Raw genomic sequence first — 15,434 nt, forward strand, 5'->3', positions numbered from 1 at the left:
CGGAGACGGGCGGAGCGCTGTGTCCGCCACGAGGCCCGGGGCGCTTAGATCTGGGTTTTGTGGAAGTTCAGATAGCTACGGGACGCCGTCGGGCCGCGCTGACCTTGGTAACGGTTGCCGTATTCACCGGAGCCATAGGGGTGCTCAGCGGGTGAAGAGAGCTGGAAGAAACACAGCTGACCAATCTTAGAACCCGGCCAGAGCTTGATCGGCAAGGTCGCCATATTGGAAAGCTCCAGGGTGACGTGGCCTGAGAACCCGGGGTCGATGAACCCAGCGGTCGAATGCGTCAAGAGCCCCAACCTCCCCAGCGAGGATTTACCCTCCAGCCGTGCCGCGACGTCGTCCGGCAAGGTGACCGTCTCGTAGGTAGACCCGAGGACGAACTCGCCCGGATGCAGAATGAACGGCTCGTCATCAGCGACCTCAACCAAACGGGTCAATTCGGGCTGCTCTTCTGAGGGGTCGATATGCGCGTACTTATGGTTATCGAAAAGCCGGAACAGCTTATCGATCCGCACATCAACGCTCGAAGGTTGCACCATCGAGGGCTCAAAGGGGTCCAGGACAATGCGTCCGGCGTCAATCTGGGTTCGAATATCGCGGTCTGAGATCAGCACAGTTATAAATTAGCCTATTTCGGATCGACCTGCGGCTGACCGATTTCGGTGCGCACCGCGAATAACTCCGGAAAGAAGGTAAGTTCCAGCGCTCGTTGCAGGAAACCGACGCCCGAGGAACCACCGGTGCCGGTTTTCATCCCGATGGTGCGCAACACCGTCTTCATGTGCCGGAACCGCCAGAGTTGGAAATTATCTTCCAAATCAACGAGCTCCTCACAGGCCTCATAGAGATCCCAGTAGTCCTCGGTGTTCTCGTAAACGATTCGGTAGATCTCCACTAGATCCTGGGAAAAGACGTGAGCTTTAGTCACGTCTCGGTCAAGCAGTTCGGCCGGGACTGGAAACCCCCTTCGAGCGAGTAAACGAATGAACTCATCGTAAATACTGGTCTCGGCGAGCACCGAGCTAAGCAATTCCTGCGCTTCTGGATCACCTCGAAAAACCTTGATCATGCCAGCATTCTTATTGCCGAGCAGGAACTCAACCGCGCGGTATTGATAGGACTGGAATCCGGAGGAAGCCCCCAGGTCGCCTCTGAACTGCGCGTATTCGGTGGGCGTCAAAGTGGCCAGCACACTCCACTGTTCGGTCAGTGAGCGCTGGATGTGTTTGATCCGGGCGATGCATTTCATCGCCATCCGCAAATCGTCCTGCTGCAGGGAAAGCCGCACCGTGCGTAGCTCGTGAAGCACCAATTTAAGCCACAGCTCAGAAGTCTGGTGCTGAATGATGAAGAGCATCTCGTCATGATGCTCCGGCACGCTCACCGGATGCTGTGCACTGAGCAACTCGTCCAAGGCCAGGTAGCTGCCGTAGCTCATCTTGTCTCGGAAATCAGTCTCGATGCCGGATTCCAGACTTCGGGTGTTCTTTTTGACAGTCACCTCACCAGGGTACGCCGCAGCCTCCTCGTGCCCTGAATTCAGAATCGCAAGGGCATAAAAACCCCGTCAAATCAGCAGTTTGTGGCACTTCCCACAAGAGAACCATTCTCAACACTTTCGGCTCTAGAGTGTGGTTGGTCCGAATCAGAATCAACGGCGGAGGATGCTATGACCGAAACACCCACAGAGCACGAGATTGTCATCATCGGCGCCGGCCACTCCGGCCTCTCACTGGCCTGGGAACTAAAGCAGCGCGGCCTCCGGGCGACCATCCTGGAACGGCATAGCGCCATGTACGCCTGGCACCAGCTGCGCTGGGATAATTTCACCCTGGTGACGCCGAACTGGATGTGTCAGCTGCCGGGTTATCACTATCAGGGGCAGGACCCGGACGGTTTCATGACCAAGGACGAGGTCTGCGAGTGGCTACAAGGGTACGTCGGACTGGTCGACGCCGACCTCCGGGAAGGTGTTGACGTCGAGTCGGTGCAACAAGACGAGGATGGCCTGCTGCTGCGCACCAATCAGGGCGATATTCGCGCCCGGTCGGTGGTGGTCAGCACCGGCGGCGCCTTCCAATTGCCGCGCATCCCCGATTACGCCGCCCAGCTGCCTACTGAGATCAAGCAATTCCACTCCCTCGACTACCGGAACGCCGCCCAGCTCCCGCCGGGCGCCGTACTGGTAGTTGGCTCGGCGCAGTCTGGTGCACAAATCGCCGAGGACTTGATGCTGGAAGGCCGGGAGGTCCACCTCGCGGTGGGCAGCGCGGTCCGGGTCTCCCGGTTCTACCGAGGTCGCGATGTGTTGGACTGGCTGGACCAGATCTGGCGAGCAGGACTGCTGAGTGAAGCGCTGGGCCGCGGGCAGATCACCACCTCGCCCTACGTCACGGGTCGCGACGGCGGGCGCGATATCAATCTCTACGACTTCGCCGAACGCGGGATGAAGCTCTACGGCCGAATCGAGCAGCTTCTGGGCGGCCGAGCGCGGTTCAGCTCCGGCCTTAACAATTCCTTAGAAGCCGCCGAAGCCTTCAATAACGGTTTCAAGGACTTGGTCGATGTCTTCGTGCAGCAACAAGGAATCGAAGCACCGGAGGAAGGCCGGGGCCGAGCGCGCCAGGCACTCGTGGAACCACCGGAACTCGATCTGCTCGGCAGCGGAATTAGCAGTGTAATCTGGGCCACCGGCCTACGCGCTGACTATCGTTGGCTCGGTCCGGAGGTGGTCGATCGGGATGGTCAGATCCAGCACCACAACGGCGCCACCGCAGTCCCTGGTCTTTACTATTACCGGGCCGCTGGGTTGTTGGGTGCAAACACTAATTGGTTTGATCCGCTGCCTATCGACCTGCGGGGCCTGGTTGAACAACTGCTTACCGAGAGCAACGTCCGCTAATCCTAGCGGCCGATGATCCCCGGAAGTTGAAGATCTTCACGGCGCGGCCGCCGTGGTTCGTGCTGTTTGGCACGAACCACGGCGGCCGCGTGGCTGTGAAGCTAGTTCAGCAACTGATCAATCAGCGGATTACTGAATAAGCGGTGCGGATCGTACTTATTGAGCGTGCTGACCGTCCAGTCCCATTCGGGCAAGGTTGCCGGTATCTCGTCCTGCATCGCTGTGGTATCGGTCCAAGCGCCGGCCGGGGTATGCGCAAACCGCTTAGCCCATTCCGGGCGAGCGACGCCGAGTTCCGCGGGCAGCCTCCTGAAGTACTGCTCCAGTTCGGAGTAGAACTCATTTTGATGCGGGGTGTCAGGCAGTGTGACTAGATCGAGCCAGACCGCGATGTCCCATTCCGGATGACCTTCCACGGGTCGAGCGGCAGAGAGCGCTGGAGCTTCCGCGCCCGGGACATCGATCTGAGTCGGATCATCAACGCCGGTGATCCGGATCTCCAGGGCACTATTGACCGGGAACTTGCCCTGCGCTTGATACTCGGCGAGTTTCGCGGAATAGAAGCTGGTGAAATCGTGCACTACCTTTTGTAAGTTCGCCCGACTGGTCACCACCGCGTGACTGCCGGCAGTCACTCGCAGCGTGGTTGGCTTCACCCAATTCAGGAAGTTCTTCGACTTACCCCACATATCCCGGGCACCGAGCGCGGTCAGACCGGTATCGGTGGCGAGCAGAATAGCGTTACCGAAAGCCGGAGCTACCCAGTCCTGCCCGGCGACCAACTGTCCCAGCAACTGTGGCACCGGGGTAGGCAGATTATCGGCGAAGAGATAGTTATAGGGCGTCAAGGTCGGCCTAGAGAGCAGTGGCCGGTTCGGACTGGGTTCCCAGATCTGCACCCAAGGCCGATCGGTGAAGGCGTACCAGATGATGCCAACCCGGCCATAGGCGTCAATGAGCTTGCTCAATGAACGATCCGTCACGGCTTCCGGAGCAGCGAATAGTTCACTGCTGGCTATGTCTGTCCGATTCCGGCAACGAATGTTGTAGTCATCAACCACCTGGAGCACCACCTCGGTGATGAAAGCCCTGCCGAGGTGGGTGAGGAAAGCTTTACATTCGGTGTCAGAACGGCTGAAGGTCCGCTCCTGGTATCGCCCGGATGCCTGATCCCAAACCACTGCGGTGAGCTCCACCACCAGGTTACTTACGGTGCCGAAGTTCTGCCCCGGGAGCGGTTTCTCGCCGAGCGCTGGCAGCGCCGTGCCGTGCCCATTAATAGCCAACGCCCCGGCCACGGTGATTCCGCCCGGCGCGGGAGTCGCCACCAGACTGAAATTCTTGCTCGAGAGGTAAGAGAGCAAATTCTCCATCGAGGCACCGGCCTGGACTCGCACCCGCCGGCTGCCCACTAGTGACATTGCGGTTAACGCCTTGGTGGTATCCAGCAGAATCACCTTGCTATCGGCGGCAGTGCCGGTAGCCACGGTCAGCGGCGACCAGGTATGTCGATAGCCTTGAGCACGCACCGTGTAGCCGTGCTGATGCGCCCAATTCACCACCGCGACGACGTCCGCGCTCTGACGCGGCACGCACGTCCAGAGTGCGTCGGTGACCACCACGCCGTCCCAGTTTCGATAAACCTCGCGATGCACCGGAACAGCGGCCGGAAAATCGGCCAGACCCTCGGCAGCACTCGCAGGAGTTTCCACTCCGATAAAAACAAATGCACCAGCTGCTGCTGATGCCCCCAAAAATCCTCGGCGACTAACTCCTTGAACCACATTTACTCCTATCGTTAGAAGTGTTGTCTGGGCAGAAATTTCCGCCCAGACAACACTTTGCTGGGCATTACCCCGAGTTAGCGACTATGAACGTGCCGAGGCACAAAAAGAAAGAATGTCGCCAAGGGTCGCCGGAATGTGAAAAGTGGTGTCATTGATGGCGTAAACCGGGATCTGCAGGAAATCCTTCAGTAGCAGCTTCAACGCCTCGGCCGGGTTCAGGCTGAGCAAAGCCTTAGCCAGAGCCGCCGGATTTTCGGTCAGGTACTTAGCAATATCCTTGCCGTGATCGGTAAAGTTCGCATTGAGCCAGCTCAGCAATTTCAGCGGCTGACACAGCGGAATAATAGCCAGCGCCTCGTCATGACTCGGCGCCCACACGCCATCTCCAATGGTTGCCCGCGGCGCAGGCTGCGATACCTTGGCAACAGTAGCGACCGGAGCAGCAGTAGCGGCGGGCGCAAGTGCCAACGAAGCAGCAACCAAAACAGCCCCGGCCACACCAGATCGATAAATAACCTTTTTCATTTTCTCCCCTAGATTTTTAATACTCAGTTAGGAAGCTTTCCTAACAATATTGATATTATTTACTGACAAACACAGCCAGGGAGAAAAGCAGCTCCCCCCAAGCTGCATGCTTATTCTGCGGGAGAAATTCGGCAAATGCAACTCAAATATTTAAATTGAAAAGAATGCACCTTAGGGTAATTTTCTGAAATATGACTGAAAATTATCTGGGAGATTAATGGAAGCGCGAGCGGCCCTCGCTCATCGAGGTAAATGTCAGCTACTCGCCGGGCTCCTGCAGAAAGTCCAACCCGGCTTGCACTGCCTGAATCGCCTCCTGATCAACCAGCACATTGAAGTGTCCGGAACCGCGGAGCACCGTCTCTTGAGCGCCTTCAAGTCCCGGGTTATCAGGAATAAGTGGGTCGAAACGAGGCAAGATCGAGATGATTCGCGCGTTGACCTCGGAGCTAGCCTGCAGTCCTGTGATGGTTTGATGGCTCGCGGCGAACTCATTCAAGGTCTTGCCTAGCAAGCGGTGCGCCAGCCGGGAACCGCCAAAGGGGGTGGCGATGGCGACCATACCAAGAATTTTCGGTTCGGGCGCTGAGGCAGTCAGGTTATTGATCATCAATTGCTTGCCAACCAAGCCTCCTTTGCTGTGCGCCACCAGGAGCACCCGTTCTCGGCGCCCCTGCGCCTCGGCACGGATGCCAAACTCCCGAAGCAACTGCTCAACCAGCTGCGCGGTGGCCAAAACCGGCCGCCGATTGTGTCCCAGCGCCGGCACCGGGAGCACTCGGTATCCCTGCGCATGAAGCGTTTTGGCCAGCGGAGCCATGAAATGCCAGGTCTCATAGACCCCGGGCAATAAGACGATCAGCGGTCGGGTTTCCTCGGCTTGCGCGAAAGCTGCCGGGCTGAGCCGAGAAAAAACAGAACTCAGCTGCCACCAGCTGGCCCGCAAATAGTCGGCGCTCCAGTGGCGTAATTTCCAGCTAGCGGCTTCGCCTCGCTTGGGCGATTTCATTCGCGAACAAAGCCGTAAATCATCCGAGCTACCGGCTCCGCCGCCGTGATCATCGCCTCGTGCCCACGACCCTCAGCCTCCAGCATGATGGCGCCTGGAATTAGATCGGTAACCTGCTGAACCCAACCCCGCGGACACACCCAGTCCTCCGATCCCCTGATCACCAACGTCGGGGTGCTTATTCGGGGCGCAATCAGTTCAATCCGATGTTCCAGCATGGTGCGGAACTTCTTCAGGAACCAGCGCGGACCAGCCTTTGCATACAGCACTAAGCCGACCAAGCCCACCATTGGCGACTCCCCCCACAGGTCTTGCAGCATTCTCAGCGTCTGTTGCCACATGCTGCGCTCCTGGGCATTTACCGTCGGGGCTATCAATACCAGCTGGGAAACCAGTTCCGGGTGTCGTGCCGCGACTTCGGCAACCACCTGGGTACCCATTGAATGGCCGACCAGGATCTGCGGGCCGGACCGTTCGGCGAGGCACTCGGCCAACAAATCCGCTAGCTCCGGCATCGGTAGCGACTCGGCTGGCTCCGGGGAGTCTCCAAAGCCTGGCAGATCAACTGTGACCACATTGAAGGACTTCAGCAACTCATCGCGCAGCAGACCAAAATATTGCTGCCCCATGCCAATACCGTGGATCAGCACAACCGTCTGCATCGCTGGATCGCCCCAGGAAGTGGATATCAGTTGATGATCACCACGGCGGAATTTGGTAATCTCACCCTCACCGTTCCGGCCACGGTTGTCCCGGAAAGACTGACGCCACCGCCGCAAAGTCACCGCCCGCTCTCTATGCTCTTCGTTTTCGCCTTCGCCTGCTCGCTCTTGCGCCCAACGCTAGCTGACCTTGGCAAGTTTGTGCGAGCTGCTTAAACAGTAACTGGCAGCGCTGCTCCGCTTCCCCAGAACCCAGGCTGCACCAGCAACCGGGAAAACTCGGCTATGCTGGTTTCCGGGATATTTCGGTACTGACCGAAAATGCTATGCGGGCGTAGCTCAATGGTAGAGCGCTAGCTTCCCAAGCTCGATACGCGGGTTCGATTCCCGTCGCCCGCTCCAGTTCTCTCGTTTCCCCGCCGCAGCGTGCAGACTTAGCGTTGCACGATGCGCAGCACGTCGGCCGGTCGCCAGAAACGCAAGTTCACTTTGAGCATTAATTCGCCGCGCCTGGCCAGAATTATTCCCACCACGAGGGCCGCGAGGGCTGGCACACTGCCAGAAAGCAGCAAGGTCAGCTGAGGCCCGAGGTGCTCGGCCGCCCAGCCGATCAGCAAGCCGCCCAGGGCTTGACCGCCGATCAACACCATCACGTAGAGGCTCATCACCCGGCCTCTGATCTGCATATTAGTGGAGATCTGCACGAGCTGATTGGCTCCGGTAAGGAACATTAGCGAGGCGAACCCAGCGATCACCATGACCGCCGAGAAGCTCCACATCGACGGCATCAAAGCGGCGACCACCAGGGCAGCCCCGTAGGCTCCCGCGCTGATCACCACCGAACGCAGCCGCAGTTCGCGCCGCCGCGTGGAAGCCAGCGCACCAATCAACGCCCCTACCGCCACCAGGGTGTTGAGTAAGCCGTAACCACCAGCGCCCGAGTTAAAAACATGGTCGGCGAAGGCCGCCATCATCACCGGTAGACTCAGCGCGAAAACGGCGACGAAGCTGGCCATAATGGTGGAGTACAGAATGGCCGGCTTGCGCACCAGGTATCTTGCTCCCTCGGCGAGCATCCCTTTGGACCTGGGGGCCGGGGCGGAGCGCACCAGATCCGAGCCCTTCATCACGGCGAGCATCGTGACAGTGAAGACACAGGCCACCGCGTTCACCACGAAGGCCCAGCCGCCACCGACAGCGGTGAGCATAATGCCAGCAATGGCTGGCCCGATCATGCCGCCAAGCTGGAAGATCGAAGAGTTAATGCTAATCGCGTTGCGCAGCTGAACCGGCCCGACCAGTTCATTGACGAATACTTGACGAGCCGGTTGATCAACCACGGTGACCAGCCCGAGCACGAAAGCCACTAAATAGACATGCCAGACTTGCAATGCGCCGCTCAAGGAAAGTACTGCCATCACCACCGCGAGCACTCCGGCAGCTGATTGGGCAATCACCAGCAGGGCGCGCTTAGAAAACCGATCCGCCAGCACCCCGCCCCAGGGTCCGAGCAGCAGTGTGGGCGCAAACTGCAGGGCCACGGTAATCCCGACCGCGGTCACCGAGCCAGAGAGTTGCAGCACAATCCAGTCCTGGGCGATCCGCTGCATCCACAAAGCGATCACCGCGACGAAGTGAGCCATCGTGAAATAGCGGTAGTTGCGGATCGCGAAGGCCGCGAAGGTGTCTTTGAAGCCCTTGTTCGCCCGCACAATGCTGATCGGCGCAGTCACTCCCGGATCAGTTACTTCGCGATCAGTTGCCGCATCAGGGGCAGCAGCACTCACTGCGGGCGGGTCAAGCTGCACCGCTACCCGGCGCGAGGATTCGTCATGGGTGTGTGGTTTTTGTATGGGCAAAGGGGCGGTTGCAGGGGAAGCCACGGAAAAATCCTTGGGTTGGGGATGCTTTAACGCTACCCAGCTAAAACATCATTCGGAAGGCATATAATCCCTATAACTACTATTACGATCTGTAATTAGTGGGTAGCAATACTAGGTAGCATTACTAGGGCCGTATCGGAAGACACTGAGTCAGTCATGACGGGAGCGCTGATGTTCGACAATGATCAACTTCGCAGCTTCCTCGCCGTGGCCGAGACACTGAACTTCACCCGCGCCGCGGAACGGCTCGGCCTGAGCCAGCCCACGATTAGCCAACATGTCCGCAAACTGGAAGAACACTCGGGACGCCAGCTCGTTTCGCGCGACACCCGCGAGGTTCGACTCACCGATAATGGCGATGCCATGGCTGGCTTTGCCCGGAATATCCTGGCTGCCCAGGATGACGCCAGCCGTTATTTTTCCGGGGCAGCAATGCGCGGACGACTGCGCTTCGGCACCGCTGACGATCTGGCCTACACCCGGCTGCCCACCATCTTGCGCGACTTCCGGCAGCTCTACCCGCAAATCAACCTGGAACTCACCGTAAGCCAGAGTGATCAGCTCTACCGCCGGGTCAAGGCCGGTCAGCTCGACCTAGTGTTCGTGAAGTGGGTATCCGCGCTACAGCAACCGCATAACCCTGAAGGTACCGAGCAGGAAGGACGAGTGGTCCGGCACGATCACTTCTCCTGGGTGGGATTGGAGCAGACCCAGCTCGACCCGGAGACCCCGGTGCCGCTGATCGCCTACCCCAGCCCCAGCCTGAGTCGCCGCTTGGCCATTGACGCTCTGGAGGCTGCCGGGCGAACCTGGCGAATAACCTGCAATACCAAGGAAATCAACGGCGTGATTGCCGCAGTCCGCGCGGGCATTGGGATTACCGTAATGCCCTCGACGCTCATCCCTGAAGACCTGGTCTCCATCACTCGCCGTTTCGATTTGCCGCCGGTCGGCGAAGTCGATTTCACCTTGATTCGGAACCCGCTGGCCCGCACCGACGTGGTGGACGCACTGGAACAGGCGATTCTGGGCCGCAAACTGAACGCTGCCAACCGGTGAGCTACACCCTGTTAGCTGTCGATGGTGTCGACGGTAGCGGGAAGACCAGTTTTGCTCGTGCGTTGGCCTCCTCTTTAACCGCCGAGGGTTATGCTGTGGTGCTGATCCACGCCGACCAGTTCCTCAATCTGCGCGCCGTTCGCTACCGCCGGGGCAGGGAGTCCCCCGAAGGGTTCTGGCTGGACAGCTATGACTATCGAGCCCTGCAAAGCTCAGTCATCGACCCGTTCCGAGCCGGCGGCAACGGCCGGTATCGCGAAGCAGCTACCAGCCTGAGCGAGGATTGCTACCTCGAGTTCCCGGAGCGACAAGCGCCGGCTGACAGCATCGTGATCATTGAGGGAATGTTCTTGCATCGCGATGAACTCGCTGAGTTCTGGGACTTTTCAATTTTCCTGGATGCGCCCTTCACCGTCACCGCGGCTCGGATGGCGCTCCGAGACGGCAGTAACCCGGATCCGGAGCACCCTTCGATGCGGCGCTACGTGCAGGGTCAGCGACTTTACTTCGCGCAATGCGAACCCTGGCACCGGGCCTCACTGGTGATCGACAACTCTGAGCCACAGTCACCCCGATTACTGGACAGCACAGAATTTTCCCGCACCGTTTAGAGTTGTATTTACCATGAACAGAACCATGTTTAAGTCAAAGATCCACCGCGCCACGGTGACCCACGCCGATCTGCACTACGTCGGTTCGGTCACCGTCGACCAGGATCTTCTGGACGCCGCTGACATCCTGCCTGGCGAAATGGTTTCGATTGTTGACGTCACCAACGGTGCACGGCTGGAAACCTACACCATCGCTGGCGAACGCGGCTCGGGTGTGCTCGGCATTAACGGGGCGGCAGCTCATCTGGTCAAGGTCGGAGACCTGGTCATTCTGATCAGCTATGCGCAGATGACGACGGCCGAAGCCAAGGAATACCTGCCGACGGTGGTGCACGTGGACGCCCAAAATAGGCTCCTCAAGCTGGGAAACGATCCGGCAGAAGCCGTCTCAGAGGGTTTAGCGCAACCGCCTTTCGCGCTCAACCGATAGTTTTCAGTAGTTAGTACTCAGCCGATACTGCTCAACCGGGGCAGCGGCGCTGCCCTGCTGCGGCGCAGCCAGCAATCCCACATCGTGGTACCGAATAGCCTTCGACCCAGGATCGGAGATTACGCTAAGACAGTGCCAAGCCTCCGAACATACCGAGCCTGAACGATGGGCGGCGTGCTGATTGGGTTTTCGTTAGTTTGGCTGATCATTGCGCTCGGCTATCTGCTCGGCCGCTTTAGAGTACTTGGCGAGGGCGCCCAGCAAGTCTTGAGTCGCTTCACCTTTTTTGTGGCCAGCCCAGCCTTGCTCTTCGAGACAATTTCGCGGGCAGATTTTCATACCGTTTTCGGTGCCTCATTCTGGATTGTTGCCGCTTCGGCCCTGGTCGCAGCGCTGATTTTCACGCTGATCTGGCTGCTACGCAGAAAACCCGTCGACGCCGAACTAGCCGTTGGCGCTATGACGGCTTCCTATGCGAACGCGAATAACCTTGGCCTGCCGATCGCCGTCTATGTGCTGGGCAATGCAGCCTTGGCGGCACCAGTGGTGGTTTTTCAATTGGCCATCTACCAGCCGCTCTTTGTCATCCTGATCGAAGTACTACGACTACGGAAATCCGCACCGATCGGTAAAATCCTGCTCGGCGTGATCCGCAATCCACTTCTTCTTGCCGCACTGGCCGGCGTGCTGGTGGCGGTGAGCGGCTGGAAACCAGCAGCACTACTTTTTCAGCCCTTTGAACTAGTCGGCGGTGCCGCAGTACCCTGCGCGCTGATTGCCTTCGGCATCTCGCTCTTTGGCGCTAAACCGCTGGCCGATCCAGCGGGCAGAATGACTGTGCTGAGCGCTACCGGAATTAAATTGATCATTCAGCCGCTAGCCGCATACCTGCTCGCCCGCTTTGCCTTCCAGCTAGACGGCGTGGCTTTATTCGCTGCGGTGGTACTGGCTGGTTTGCCCACCGCGCAGAACGTTTATGTGATTGCCGCTCGCTATCGGGTGGGCATTAACCAGGCTAAGGATGCAGTTCTGCTCAGCACTGCAATTGCGGTACCAGCCATGCTGATTATGGCGGCCCTTTTGACTTAATAGCGGCGAGCGAGGAAAGCAGCAGGTAATCTACTTTCATGGCTTCTAAGAGCGCAGCAGACATTATTGCAAATATCACCCAGGGCTATACTTTCGAATCTCCGGCCATTGCGCTCGGCGCTGCCTTGGTCGGCGCTGAAGTTTATAAAGACGCACAGGTGCGACTGCCACTGGCGATGATGAATCGGCACGGCCTGGTGGCCGGAGCGACCGGCACCGGTAAGACAGTGACCCTACATATGATCGCCGAACAGCTTTCCACTGCCGGAGTGCCGGTGTTTATGGCCGATATCAAAGGGGATCTCTCCGGCCTGGCCACCGCGGGAACCAGCAGCGATAAACTCACGGCTCGGACTCAGAGCCTGGGACAGGAATGGGCCGCCAAGGCCTTCCCCGTCGAATTCCTAGCGCTTGGCGGCGACGGCAACGGGGTACCGGTCCGCGCCACCATCACCTCCTTCGGACCCATTCTGCTTTCCCGCGTGCTGGAACTCAATGAAACGCAAGAATCCAGCCTGCAACTGATCTTCCACTACGCCGATACCGAAGGCCTCGAACTCTACGACCTCAAGGATCTGCGGGCTGTCATCCAGTTCCTCACCTCGGACGAGGGCAAGGACGCGCTGACCAATCTGGGCGGCCTCTCCAAAGCCACCGCTGGAGTGATCCTGCGCGAGTTGGTCACACTCGAAGCCCAGGGCATGACCAAGTTCTTCGGAATGCCGGAGTTCGACACCGCCGAACTGATCCGGAATGCTCCGGATGGCCGAGGCGTGATCAGCTGCCTCGAGCTCCCCAACGTACAAGACAAGCCGCTGCTGTTCTCCACCTTCCTGATGTGGCTCCTCGCCGACCTTTTCCGCGACTTGCCCGAGGTCGGTGATGTGGAGAAGCCGAAGCTGGTGTTCTTCCTCGATGAGGCGCATTTACTCTTCAAAGGCGCCAGCAAGGCCTTCCTGGACGCTATCACCCAGACCGTGCGGCTGATTCGCTCCAAGGGTGTCGGCATTTTCTTTGTCACCCAGACGCCTAAGGACGTGCCCGCCGATGTACTCGCTCAGCTGGCTAACCGAGTACAGCACGCGCTGCGCGCCTTCACCCCCGATGACGCCAAGGCCTTGAAAGCGACTGTCTCCACCTTCCCGGTCAGCGATTACAACTTGGAAGAAGTGCTGACCAGCGCTGGTATTGGCGAAGCCGTCGTGACAGTGATGAACGAGAAGGGCGCGCCAACGCCGGTGGCACTGACCCGGTTGCGTGCACCGGAATCGGTGATGGGTCCGAGCGCTGAGGATCTGGTTAAGTCCACCGTTGCCGGTTCGCCCCTGCTCGCCAAATACGGCACCGAGACTGACCCGGTGTCGGCCTTCGAGAAACTGCAGAACAAGGCCGCTCCCAGCACCGGAGACTCGGTGGGCGAGGCCGCCCCGCCAATGCCGGCTCCACCGGTGCCGATTCCGCCGCCACCCGCGCAACTGCCCGAGCCGCAGCAGCAAGGTGGTGGCTTCGGCGCGGAAATTGCCGGCGCACTGGGCGGAATTCTCGGTGGTGGCCTGAAGTCAATGGTTCGCTCAATGGGCACCGGGCTGGGCAATTCGATCATGCGTGATATTTTTGGCACCACCTCGCGTCGCCGTCGTCGATAGCGCTCGCCCTTGACTGAAGTAGCGAAAAACAAAGATCCCGCAGGTTCACGGCTGGTCCGGGCTGCGGCTGGCTGGCTCTTTGGGCTGCTCTTTACCATCGCTGCGGCAATCATCACCATCCAGCTGGTGAACGCCAATATGTACGGGCCGCAGCAAGCGGTGCGCGACTATTTGCAGGCCTTGCAGGACGGCGATGGCGAAAGGGCCCTCGGCCTGCTGCGGGCTAACCTGGCTCAGGCTTCACCCGCATTACTTGACGGGGACGCGCTGAAGAAGTCCGTCGAGGGTCTGACTGACGTACACGTGGCCAACCCCACCATGCTGGCCGGTGGCAGGGTGAAAGTTTCGGTGAACTATCAGCTTGGCGGCGAGCCGCACAGCACTGATTTCACCTTAGAACCGGCGGGCGTGCAGTGGATGTTCTTCAATAAGTGGCAGTTTGTACCCACCTCATTGCCCACCCTTGAGGTCTCGGTGGTGAACAAGAACCAGGCGCAGATCAACGGCGTCGACGTCACCATGCCCAATGGCAAGAACACTTTCGCGGTGCTCTTTCCGGGTAGCTATCAAGCTGGCTATCAAGACAAGTTCTTCACCGCGAAGCCAGCCACCGAAACGGTTGATTCTGCCCAATCGAACCCAACCCCGATCGCACTACTCACCGAACCCAGTCCGGAACTGCTGAGCCAGGTAAACGGCTCGTTGAAAAGTTACCTCGATCAATGCGCCAGTCAGCAGGTACTGCTACCCAGCGGTTGTCCACTCAGCCATCACAGCGTCCAGGCGGTGAGCGGTCCGATTGACTGGTCCATTACTGAGTACCCGAAGGCTTCGATCTCCGCCTACAACGGCGGCTGGGTAATCGCCCCGCTGATGGTGAAGGCTCGGATCCAGTACAAGGAACAAGACCTAGGCACCGGTGCTTACAGCAATATCAATCAGGAGCAGCCCTACGGCTTCACCGCCAAGCTGAACATCACCGGTGATACCGTGACGGTCACTCCGGTGGTTGATTACTAGAGCTGCAGGCTTTGCCCGGGGGTCAGTACCTCGACCCGATATTCTTCCCCTTGACTAGCTTCCAGAAACCGAGCCAGCTCGTCTCGAACCGTGTGATAGAAGCCGTCGAGATGGAATCCCTCATAGTGCATTGGCACCACCATTTTGGCGCGTAATAGCCGCGCCGCCACCGCGGCATGCTCCGCATCCAGTGTGGCCGGGAATGGGCTCGCTGGCTGAGCATGCGGGAAACTCACGGTGGGGCCGTTGATTGGAGTGAGCACCGCGTCGAAGGGGCCGTGCCGATGCGCAGCCCGCCACCAGTAGCCGTGAAACATGGTGTCGCCCAAATGGATCAGACGCTGATTATCGGCTTCCACCACCCAGGAAACCTGCGGGTCGCCCAGGGTGTCGACCGCAGGAATCGCGGCAATCCGAAACGGACCGATGTCAAGAACTTCCCAGTTGGACACCTCGCGTCGCCGCAGACCGCTCTCTGCCAGTTCCTTCTCCGCCTTGAGTAACCCGAAGTTCTCCTGATCATCGCCACCTATTGAGGCTGGGTGCAGCACAATGCCCTCTGGTGTGAGCGCTTGACGGAGCGCCTCCGCGTCGGTGTGGTCTCTGTGCAAATGCGTGCAGAGCCCGGCCAAGGCCGCATTTTTGGCGATCAGCGGCACCACTTCCGGTAATGGTGCCGAAAGCCCGGTGCCGCTAAAAAGGCCTTCCGGGGTCTGCAAGAGATCTATCACTAGGCTCTCCCCTTGTGCTGCGACCTCGAAGCCCGCCCAACCTAAGCGTCTGATCCTCATTTGCTGCTCCTCGT

15 protein-coding genes and 1 tRNA gene are annotated in these 15,434 nt (G+C 59.1%); 8 read left to right on the forward strand and 8 right to left on the reverse strand.

Features of this window, described 5'->3' with window-relative positions:
• Window positions 1-44: 44 nt before the first annotated feature.
• Window positions 45-620 (reverse strand): dCTP deaminase, encoded by a 576-nt coding sequence (dcd, locus tag UM93_RS11910; protein ID WP_045075805.1) that lies wholly within the window; start codon window positions 618-620, stop codon window positions 45-47.
• A 14-nt stretch (window positions 621-634) separates the two neighbouring features.
• A complete protein-coding gene (gene kynA, locus UM93_RS11915; RefSeq protein ID WP_045075807.1) occupies window positions 635-1,507 on the reverse strand; it encodes a tryptophan 2,3-dioxygenase in 873 nt (290 codons plus the stop codon).
• 168 nt (window positions 1,508-1,675) lie between these two features.
• Here kynA and UM93_RS11920 point away from each other — a divergent pair, with 168 nt between their 5' ends.
• Window positions 1,676-2,908 (forward strand): FAD-dependent oxidoreductase, encoded by a 1,233-nt coding sequence (locus UM93_RS11920; RefSeq protein WP_052663766.1) that lies wholly within the window; start codon window positions 1,676-1,678, stop codon window positions 2,906-2,908.
• A gap of 101 nt (window positions 2,909-3,009) precedes the next feature.
• Here UM93_RS11920 and UM93_RS11925 read toward each other — a convergent pair whose 3' ends face one another.
• The 4 genes from UM93_RS11925 to UM93_RS11940 form a co-directional block, all read right to left on the reverse strand.
• On the reverse strand, window positions 3,010-4,620 hold the full coding sequence (locus UM93_RS11925) for a cholesterol oxidase substrate-binding domain-containing protein (RefSeq protein WP_199921744.1): 1,611 nt from the start codon (window positions 4,618-4,620) through the stop codon (window positions 3,010-3,012).
• Window positions 4,621-4,776: 156 nt separating this feature from the next.
• A complete protein-coding gene (locus UM93_RS11930; protein WP_045075810.1) occupies window positions 4,777-5,220 on the reverse strand; it encodes a hypothetical protein in 444 nt (147 codons plus the stop codon).
• A 259-nt stretch (window positions 5,221-5,479) separates the two neighbouring features.
• A complete protein-coding gene (locus tag UM93_RS11935) occupies window positions 5,480-6,229 on the reverse strand; it encodes an esterase/lipase family protein (protein WP_045075811.1) in 750 nt (249 codons plus the stop codon).
• Complete coding sequence (locus tag UM93_RS11940; protein WP_157874137.1) at window positions 6,226-7,014, reverse strand: alpha/beta fold hydrolase; 789 nt, start codon at window positions 7,012-7,014, stop codon at window positions 6,226-6,228. Before UM93_RS11940 ends, UM93_RS11935 begins: the two co-directional genes overlap by 4 nt.
• Window positions 7,015-7,219: 205 nt before the next feature.
• Between UM93_RS11940 and UM93_RS11945 the strand changes: the two genes are divergently transcribed.
• Window positions 7,220-7,293, forward strand: a tRNA-Gly gene (locus UM93_RS11945).
• A gap of 32 nt (window positions 7,294-7,325) precedes the next feature.
• Here the strand turns inward: UM93_RS11945 and UM93_RS11950 are convergent.
• Window positions 7,326-8,678, reverse strand: a complete 1,353-nt coding sequence (locus UM93_RS11950; protein WP_045077344.1) for an MFS transporter — start codon at window positions 8,676-8,678, stop codon at window positions 7,326-7,328.
• Window positions 8,679-8,945: 267 nt separating this feature from the next.
• On the opposite strand from UM93_RS11950, the gene UM93_RS11955 reads away from it, so the two are divergent.
• The 6 genes from UM93_RS11955 (at window position 8,946) to UM93_RS11980 (ending at window position 14,629) form a co-directional block, all read left to right on the forward strand.
• Window positions 8,946-9,833: a LysR family transcriptional regulator gene (locus UM93_RS11955; protein ID WP_045077346.1), complete on the forward strand. Its 888-nt coding sequence runs from the start codon at window positions 8,946-8,948 to the stop codon at window positions 9,831-9,833.
• A complete protein-coding gene (locus UM93_RS11960) occupies window positions 9,830-10,444 on the forward strand; it encodes a nucleoside/nucleotide kinase family protein (protein ID WP_045075813.1) in 615 nt (204 codons plus the stop codon). Before UM93_RS11955 ends, UM93_RS11960 begins: the two co-directional genes overlap by 4 nt.
• A 13-nt stretch (window positions 10,445-10,457) precedes the next feature.
• A complete protein-coding gene (gene panD, locus UM93_RS11965; RefSeq protein ID WP_045075814.1) occupies window positions 10,458-10,874 on the forward strand; it encodes an aspartate 1-decarboxylase in 417 nt (138 codons plus the stop codon).
• A 165-nt stretch (window positions 10,875-11,039) separates the two neighbouring features.
• Window positions 11,040-11,963 carry an AEC family transporter gene (locus tag UM93_RS11970; RefSeq protein WP_045075815.1) on the forward strand — a complete coding sequence of 308 codons (924 nt, stop codon included), beginning with the start codon at window positions 11,040-11,042 and terminating at the stop codon, window positions 11,961-11,963.
• 38 nt (window positions 11,964-12,001) lie between these two features.
• On the forward strand, window positions 12,002-13,609 hold the full coding sequence (locus tag UM93_RS11975; RefSeq protein ID WP_045075816.1) for a helicase HerA-like domain-containing protein: 1,608 nt from the start codon (window positions 12,002-12,004) through the stop codon (window positions 13,607-13,609).
• A 9-nt stretch (window positions 13,610-13,618) separates the two neighbouring features.
• Window positions 13,619-14,629 (forward strand): zinc ribbon domain-containing protein, encoded by a 1,011-nt coding sequence (locus UM93_RS11980; RefSeq protein ID WP_045075817.1) that lies wholly within the window; start codon window positions 13,619-13,621, stop codon window positions 14,627-14,629.
• Here the strand turns inward: UM93_RS11980 and UM93_RS11985 are convergent.
• Window positions 14,626-15,420: an MBL fold metallo-hydrolase gene (locus UM93_RS11985; RefSeq protein ID WP_045075818.1), complete on the reverse strand. Its 795-nt coding sequence runs from the start codon at window positions 15,418-15,420 to the stop codon at window positions 14,626-14,628. The genes UM93_RS11980 and UM93_RS11985 overlap by 4 nt on opposite strands.
• Window positions 15,421-15,434: the final 14 nt, after the last annotated feature.

Origin of the sequence: Psychromicrobium lacuslunae (assembly GCF_000950575.1) — a bacterium.
GTDB lineage: Bacteria > Actinomycetota > Actinomycetes > Actinomycetales > Micrococcaceae > Renibacterium > Renibacterium lacuslunae.

Coding starts and splice junctions, on each gene's coding strand:
- UM93_RS11920 (WP_052663766.1), top strand. CDS start 1,676: ATGACCGAAACACCCACAGAGCACGAGATTGTCATCATCGGCGCCGGC.
- UM93_RS11930 (WP_045075810.1), bottom strand. CDS start 5,220: ATGAAAAAGGTTATTTATCGATCTGGTGTGGCCGGGGCTGTTTTGGTT.
- UM93_RS11935 (WP_045075811.1), bottom strand. CDS start 6,229: ATGAAATCGCCCAAGCGAGGCGAAGCCGCTAGCTGGAAATTACGCCAC.
- UM93_RS11955 (WP_045077346.1), top strand. CDS start 8,946: ATGTTCGACAATGATCAACTTCGCAGCTTCCTCGCCGTGGCCGAGACA.
- panD (WP_045075814.1), top strand. CDS start 10,458: ATGAACAGAACCATGTTTAAGTCAAAGATCCACCGCGCCACGGTGACC.
- UM93_RS11970 (WP_045075815.1), top strand. CDS start 11,040: ATGGGCGGCGTGCTGATTGGGTTTTCGTTAGTTTGGCTGATCATTGCG.
- UM93_RS11975 (WP_045075816.1), top strand. CDS start 12,002: ATGGCTTCTAAGAGCGCAGCAGACATTATTGCAAATATCACCCAGGGC.
- UM93_RS11985 (WP_045075818.1), bottom strand. CDS start 15,420: ATGAGGATCAGACGCTTAGGTTGGGCGGGCTTCGAGGTCGCAGCACAA.